Origin of the sequence: Natrarchaeobius chitinivorans, from assembly GCF_003841505.1 — an archaeon.
GTDB classification, from domain to species: domain Archaea; phylum Halobacteriota; class Halobacteria; order Halobacteriales; family Natrialbaceae; genus Natrarchaeobius; species Natrarchaeobius chitinivorans.
This window is the reverse complement of sequence record NZ_REGA01000040.1, coordinates 1-6,495: the sequence shown is the minus strand read 5'-3', so window position 1 is coordinate 6,495 and position 6,495 is coordinate 1. Positions and strand designations below refer to the sequence as shown.

The window sequence follows — 6,495 nt, the reverse complement described above, 5'->3', positions numbered from 1 at the left end:
GACGCACGAGCGTATCTCGACCGATTCGAGTTTCACTTCACGCCGAAACACGGGAGCTGGCTCAATATGGCGGAAATTGAGCTGAGCGCGCTTACCACCCAGTGCCTCAACCAGCGCATCCCTGACGCGGCGACACTCCGAACGGAGGTCGCCGCGTGGGAAACTGACCGTAACGAGGCTACCGTCTCGATCGACTGGCAGTTCACTGCCGATGATGCCCGAACGAAGTTACTCCGGCTCTATCCAACTATCACGGAGAAAAAGCAGGACTAGGCTGTCCACACTTGCGAGCGCACTAGTACCCTCCCAAGCGTCGACTGATGGGCGAAATCGGACCACACCGCGTGATTTCGCTCATCAGTTCAGGCTTGGGACGCCACTAGGCGGAGTCGCGGTCGACCCGTCCGTTCGACGGATCGCTGCTTCGGTCACTCTCTCGAGGACTATCGACGCGACGTCGTCCGTGGGGCGTCCGGGCCGCAGACGTCTCAGAACGTCTCGAGGTAACGATCGAGTTCCCACTCGGAGACGTCGATCAGGTACTCTTCGAACTCCTGTGATTTGGCCTCGACGAACTTCGGTGCGACGTGTTCGCCGAGTGCGCTGTAGATCGCCTCGTCCTCCTCGAGGGCGTCGACGGCTTCGCCGAGGTTCGACGGCAGCGTCTCGATGCCGTATTCCTCGCGTTTGGCCTCGTCGAACTCGTAGATGTTCTCGCGGATCGGATCCGGACACTCGAGGTCCTTTTCGATCCCGTCGAGGCCGGCGTGGATCATGACGGCGAACGCGAGGTAGGGGTTACACGAGGGATCCGGCGAGCGGAGTTCGACCCGCGAGGCTGCAGGGACGCGTGCGGCGGGTTTGCGGACGAGCGCGGAGCGGTTGCGGTCGGACCACGCCACGTACACCGGTGCCTCGTACCCGGGGACGAGGCGCTTGTAGCTGTTGACCGTCGGGTTCGCGACGGCAGTGATCGCCGGCGCGTGCTCGAGGACGCCTGCGAGGTACGACCGGGCAGTGTCGCTCAGGTCGAACTCGTCGTCCTCGTCGTGGAAGGCGTTCTCCCCGCTCTCGGTCATCAGGGACATGTGGGTGTGCATGCCGGAGCCGTTGATCTTCGGGATCGGCTTTGGCATGAACGCCGCGTGAAGGTCGTGCTGGGCGGCGATGGCACGAACGACGGTCCGGAACGTGGCGACGTTGTCCGCGGTCGTCAGCGCGTCGTCGTACTCGAAGTTGATCTCGTACTGGCCGCGAGCGACCTCGTGGTGGCTGGCCTCGATTTCGAAGCCCATGTCCTCGAGCCCGTAAATGATGTCCCGGCGGACGTCGCTCGCGAGGTCCTTCGGCGCGAGGTCGAAGTAGCCGCCGTGGTCCGCGGTCTCGGTGGTTGCGCGCCCGTCCTCGTCTTCCTCGAACATGAAGAACTCGGGTTCGGGAGCGAAGTTGACCGTGTATCCCATCTCCTCGGCGCGCTCGAGGGCGTTCTTGAGAACCCGGCGGGGATCGCCTTCGAACGGTTCGTCGGTGGACGTGTCGTAAACGTCACAGATCATCCGAGCCGCCGCGCTGTCCTCGTCCTGTCTCCACGGAAGGATCGCGAACGTGTCCGGATCGGGAACCAGCCGCATGTCCGATTCCTGAATGCGGACGAACCCCTCTATCGAGGAGCCGTCGAAGTAGATTCCCTCGGTGAACGCCTTCTCGGCCTGACGGGCCGGAACTGCGACGTTCTTTACCGTTCCCAGAATGTCCGTAAACTGCAGTCGAAGGAAGTCCACGTCTTCGGACTCGATTTCGTTCAGTACGTTCTGTTCTTTCGACGTTAGGTTTCCGTTCGTCATCTTCTGCCTGCCTGAATCAAGGGGTTCTACTAATAAGTCCCTGTTTCTCTGGGCGAATATTCCGGGTCTGTGGATAGGGATTGGTGTTCGTACAACTATCCCTCTCCGATCGCCGGTTCGGAACACGATTCGAAAACTCGTCTCCGGTTGAGATGAAAATCCGGAAGATACCGATCGATATTGCGACTGCGTTCGCGGTAGCACTGCGATTGCGTCGGTACCACCGACACCGGTTTCCCGTCGGACCGTCCAGTTCCGACATGGAACCGAAACCGGTTCGTCTCGAGGACGGAGACGAGCTCGAGGCGTTCGTCGACGAACACGGCACCTGTCTCGTCGAGTTCTACACGAGCGGCTGCTCGAAGTGCCAGGCGATGGAACCGGTGCTCGGAAACGTGGCTCGAGCGACCGGGGTTCCGATCGGGCTGGTCAACCCCGGTCAGGACCTCGAACTCGTCGATCGGTTCGACGTCCAGTCGGTCCCGACCCTCGTCCTCTTCGACGACGAGAAGCCAATCGCTCGGCGCTCCGAGGGGTTTCTCGGCGGCGACGACGTCGTCGGTTTCCTCGGCGAACACGTACCCAACGCGGTCGAACCGGCCTGAACCGGGGAATCGAGCGGTGATCTTCATCGCTCTCGACCAGTGACCGACCGGTTTCCATCGCAGTCGGAACAACTGACAGTTAGGGATTATCGTAGGAGTTCATAGTTTCCCGCTGAAGAACCGAGACACAGTGTCGAAGGGCCGGTTTCGAGACCTCCGGGAGGTTACGATAATCCCTAACTGTTCACACACGGATCACCGTTCCGCGGTTCTCACTCGACGAGCGAGAAACCGCCCTCTCTTCGTCCGAACGGATGCTGCAGTGGCTACGATACCCTCCGATGTCGGTCACCCCCCTTCGTCGACGTACGACGGTCGATCCGCGTACTCGATCGGATCGCGGACGGCGAGACGCTGGAACGCCTGTAACCGATAGGCGCAGGCGTCGCAGGTTCCGCAGGCGGGCCGATCCTCCCGATAGCAGCTCCAGGTCTGCTCGTACGGGACGCCCAGTTCGAGTCCGTGCTCGGCGACGTCGGTCTTCGACCAGTCGACGAAGGGCGCTTCGATCGCGATCTCGGTTTCGGGTTTCGTCCCGACGTCGACCATCCGGTCGAACGCCTCGAAAAAGGCCGGCTGGCAGTCGGGGTACCCCGAGAAGTCCTCGCTGTGTGCGCCGATGAAGACGGCCTCACAACCGGTGGCCTCTGCGTACGAGACGGCCATCGAGAGGAGGTTAGCGTTGCGGAATGGAACGTACGTCGACGGAACCTCCTCGCCCGTCTCGTCGGCGTCTTCGACGGCCATCCCGTCGTCGGTGAGACTCGAGGCACCGATCTCCGCGAGGTGGCTCGTCTCGACCTGTACGAAGTCGGCCGCCGTCAGTTCGTCCGCGATCCGGCGCGCGCAGGCGAGTTCCCGGGTTTCCGTCCGCTGGCCGTAGGACGTGTGGAGGGCGTGTATCCGGTAGCCCCGGTCCTGTGCTTCGTAGGCTGCAGTGGCGCTGTCCATCCCACCCGACAGGAGAACGACGGCACGGCGTCGGTCGTCGGGCGAATCCTTCGGTTCGGCGGTCGATCGATCCCGGTCTGCGGGTTCGGCGTCGATATCAGTTTGATTGAGCATTCGTTTCGAGTGGTAGACTGGTCACTGACTACGTTTCTGGTGCGTCGTTCCAGAGGTCGACGTGCAATCGGGGGGTGTACCTGAATCCGTACGTCATCGCGAGGTCGGCGACTCGAGTCCGCGTCTCCGCGAGTCGGGTCCGTGTCGCTCCCTCGGGCATCAAGAGGACGTCCTCGTCGCGGACGGTCGCGTCGGTCGCGTCGCGTAGCGCTTCGAGTACGTCGAGGATCTCCGGCAGGTCCTCCTCGCCCGTGACGACGAACTTGAGCTGAAACGCGGCGTCCTCGACGAGCCGGGAGAGCGAGTCGAGGTCGATCCGATCGGCCTCGTGGCGCTGCTCCCACTCACCGACGTCGGTCGGCGACCGCTCCGGCGTCGGCGTACTGCTCTCGAGTTTCGGGCTGATCGAGACGAGGTCTATCGGCGCATCTCGATAGATCGTCCCGTTCGTCTCGACTGTCGTGTGATACCCGAGTTCGTCGAGGTCCGCGAGCAGTTTCACGCTGGCCTCGTAAAGCAGCGGCTCTCCGCCCGTCAGCACGACGTGATCAGCATCGTACGATTCGATCTCGGCCACGATTTCCTCGAGATCCAGCCGGGCGTGAGTCGGCTCCCAGGAGGTGTGATAGGAGTCACAGAACCAACACCGGAGATTACAGCCGCTCGTGCGGACGAACACCGACGGAATTCCGGCCAGTTTCCCCTCTCCCTGGAGGGAGACGAATAGTTCGTTGATCGGCAATCCGTCGTTCGGATTCCGCGGTTCGTTCGTCTCCTCTGTGTCGACCAGCTTACGATCGATCACGCCCTCGTGATCCGTCGAATCGGAAACAGGCATCTCAGAGCGTGCTCCCGCCGCAGAGTTCGCTCGTCTCGCTCACCTGTACTGCGACTTCGAGGACGTTCTCGGGGAGTTCTGCCTCGAGTTTTTCCTCGAGGACGACACTCATCACTTCGGCCGTGGGCGGGCGCTCGAGGACGACGACGGCGTCTTCGTCTCCCGTCGTCCGGAACGCCTCGATCAGCGGATCGCCGCGCTCGAGGACGAACCGGTGATCCCATTCCTCGACGACGGCCGTCACATCGCCTTTGTCGACGACCCACCCCTCGGGCGTGAGGGTCCCTTCGAGCGTGACCGCAACTTCGTAGTTGTGTCCGTGCGGACGCGAGCACTTGCCGTCGTGGTGTCGGATCCGATGGCCCGTACTGAGCCTGATCGGTCGTTCGTGCCCGATCCGGAGCTGTCGTCGGGTTTCAGTAATTTCGCCACGCTCGGACGTTCCGTCCGTCGGTTCCAGCCGATCTGTTTCGGTACGGTCTTCTCTGGATAATCCCAGCATAATATCAGGATATTCCCTCCATACTATAAATAGATATGGTAGGGTCGAATAAAACCATGAGTGACCAGCGATCGAGAGTTACAACTGACACAATTCACACACCGACCGCACAGCAGTCGTACGATCAAATGTGTATTGACGTTCAGTGGTTCCGATATAGTAACAACTGGGTGCGTGTCATACACTGGTTCCCAACAGGAGTTATTCGCGGCCTCAATCTTGAGCAAAACCCATGCCTGACGAAACTCATAGGGTTACACGCGAATTGGAAGTTGTATAATCGCCTGGTAAAGGGTATGAGACGTATTCTATGACATGAGCCACGTGTGATAATTCACCAGAGCCGGCCGTTCGAAAAATGTATATCGCTGCACAGTAAATATTTTCATCAATACAATGTCGGTATTAACCCCTGTCAGTCAATGGTTACTAGACAAGGATCTACGAGTAGCAACGGCACTCGGGTTTCTCACTATCCCTCTCACGGTTGCTGTTTCCTGGAACACACTGCCATCTGAATACAGCGCTACTCCGGTGTTGGTTGCTGGGGTCCTTGGGGGATTGTACTACAGCAACCAATCGCGATCGACCTCTTCCAGGCAGGCTGGCTTGCGAATCGGCGTGATTAGTGCTTTTGACTCCGTCATACTCGTCGGCAGTGCCATTGCGTCCGGATGGGAGATATCAGCTTTCTACGCCACTTTAGGCGCCGGTTTCGGAGTGCTATGGTTCGTTTTCTCTCTCGCTGTTCTCTGTCTCATCAGCATCTTCGGTGCACTGGTTGGCGGCATCGTTGGCCGTATTCCTCCGTTCCGTCGCGGCGAACCCCAAACAGTCTGATCTGGCGGTTTACTCATCGTACTCCTGACCCAGCTGGTGGGCAGTTTTGTGCGATTTCTTGAAGTCTGCGTCGGAAAAGTGTCCGAAGCCACGATGTCCGATCGACGACTATGGCCGCGCCATAGGGGTTCGTTTTCTTCCATGAGGCGTTTGCAAGGTCGACGATGACCACCGCTACGGTCGGCGACACGGGCCACGCCGATCGATTCAACAGGCGTGAGAACGATACCAGCCGATCAAGACGCGTCGAAATGCTACGATCCAACGGCTGAAGAGTACTACTACGGCTACGGCTGTACGATCGTTTTGACCGGTTCGAAGGTCCCGATTGCAGCTGAATTCACCGAGAGCAAACAAGCGCCAGAAGAGACGGCAATGTGCGTCACACGTGACGCGCTCGCCGTCGTGCGATCAGATGTGTATTGACTTCCAGTGGCTACAATAGTGTACGCCACTGCCGACGGAACCGGGGGGCAGGGTGCAGTTCCACCGGGAGAGCGGTACAACAGAACGGCTTACATTAGTACCCTCCCAAGCGTCGACTGATGAGCGAAATCGGATCACACCGCGTGATTTCGCTCATCAGTGCAGGCTTGGGACGCCACTAGTGCACTTGCAAGCGTCGACTGCTTAGCTTATCTCTTCTGAGCACCTCTCTATAGGGATGGGACGGAAAAAGCACATCGTCAACCTCTCTGACAAGGAACGAAGCGAACTTGAGGCGATTATCTCGACGGGTGAACATAGAGCAGAGGATATCACCCGCGCACGAATCCTGCTAAAGGCTGACGAGGGGCTCAC

7 protein-coding genes and 1 pseudogene are annotated in these 6,495 nt (G+C 59.7%); 4 read left to right on the top strand and 4 right to left on the bottom strand.

Annotation, left to right across the window (positions count from 1 at the left end; all coding sequences use genetic code 11):
* Positions 1-273 (top strand): transposase (locus EA473_RS21680; RefSeq protein WP_207890236.1); only part of this gene is annotated, 273 nt, incomplete at its 5' end.
* Positions 274-488: 215 nt separating this feature from the next.
* Here the strand turns inward: EA473_RS21680 and glnA are convergent.
* On the bottom strand, positions 489-1,844 hold the full coding sequence (gene glnA / locus EA473_RS21675) for a type I glutamate--ammonia ligase (RefSeq protein ID WP_124197685.1): 1,356 nt from the start codon (positions 1,842-1,844) through the stop codon (positions 489-491).
* Positions 1,845-2,104: 260 nt separating this feature from the next.
* Between glnA and EA473_RS21670 the strand changes: the two genes are divergently transcribed.
* Positions 2,105-2,449, top strand: coding sequence for a thioredoxin family protein (locus EA473_RS21670; RefSeq protein WP_124197684.1), 345 nt, complete (start codon positions 2,105-2,107; stop codon positions 2,447-2,449).
* A 288-nt stretch (positions 2,450-2,737) separates the two neighbouring features.
* Here EA473_RS21670 and queC read toward each other — a convergent pair whose 3' ends face one another.
* Genes queC through EA473_RS21655 form a run of 3 tightly spaced genes read right to left on the bottom strand, consistent with a single transcriptional unit; the run spans position 2,738 to position 4,854 of the window.
* Positions 2,738-3,514 (bottom strand): 7-cyano-7-deazaguanine synthase QueC, encoded by a 777-nt coding sequence (gene queC, locus EA473_RS21665; RefSeq protein ID WP_124197683.1) that lies wholly within the window; start codon positions 3,512-3,514, stop codon positions 2,738-2,740.
* Positions 3,515-3,542: 28 nt separating this feature from the next.
* A complete protein-coding gene (locus tag EA473_RS21660) occupies positions 3,543-4,352 on the bottom strand; it encodes a 7-carboxy-7-deazaguanine synthase QueE (protein WP_124197682.1) in 810 nt (269 codons plus the stop codon).
* Position 4,353: 1 nt separating this feature from the next.
* Positions 4,354-4,854 (bottom strand): 6-pyruvoyl trahydropterin synthase family protein, encoded by a 501-nt coding sequence (locus tag EA473_RS21655; protein WP_124197681.1) that lies wholly within the window; start codon positions 4,852-4,854, stop codon positions 4,354-4,356.
* A 396-nt stretch (positions 4,855-5,250) separates the two neighbouring features.
* On the opposite strand from EA473_RS21655, the gene EA473_RS23330 reads away from it, so the two are divergent.
* The gene (locus EA473_RS23330) at positions 5,251-5,694 is read left to right on the top strand and encodes a DUF5518 domain-containing protein (protein WP_165875358.1); all 444 of its coding nucleotides are present in this window, start codon (positions 5,251-5,253) and stop codon (positions 5,692-5,694) included.
* 198 nt (positions 5,695-5,892) lie between these two features.
* Positions 5,893-6,099: pseudogene (locus tag EA473_RS21645) on the top strand (IS5/IS1182 family transposase); the annotation flags it as partial.
* Positions 6,100-6,495: the final 396 nt, after the last annotated feature.

Bases quoted from the DNA above. Each gene is read 5' to 3' on its own strand.
- EA473_RS21655 (WP_124197681.1), bottom strand. From the start codon at position 4,854: ATGCTGGGATTATCCAGAGAAGACCGTACCGAAACAGATCGGCTGGAA.
- EA473_RS21660 (WP_124197682.1), bottom strand. From the start codon at position 4,352: ATGCCTGTTTCCGATTCGACGGATCACGAGGGCGTGATCGATCGTAAG.
- glnA (WP_124197685.1), bottom strand. From the start codon at position 1,844: ATGACGAACGGAAACCTAACGTCGAAAGAACAGAACGTACTGAACGAA.
- EA473_RS21670 (WP_124197684.1), top strand. From the start codon at position 2,105: ATGGAACCGAAACCGGTTCGTCTCGAGGACGGAGACGAGCTCGAGGCG.
- EA473_RS23330 (WP_165875358.1), top strand. From the start codon at position 5,251: ATGTCGGTATTAACCCCTGTCAGTCAATGGTTACTAGACAAGGATCTA.
- queC (WP_124197683.1), bottom strand. From the start codon at position 3,514: ATGCTCAATCAAACTGATATCGACGCCGAACCCGCAGACCGGGATCGA.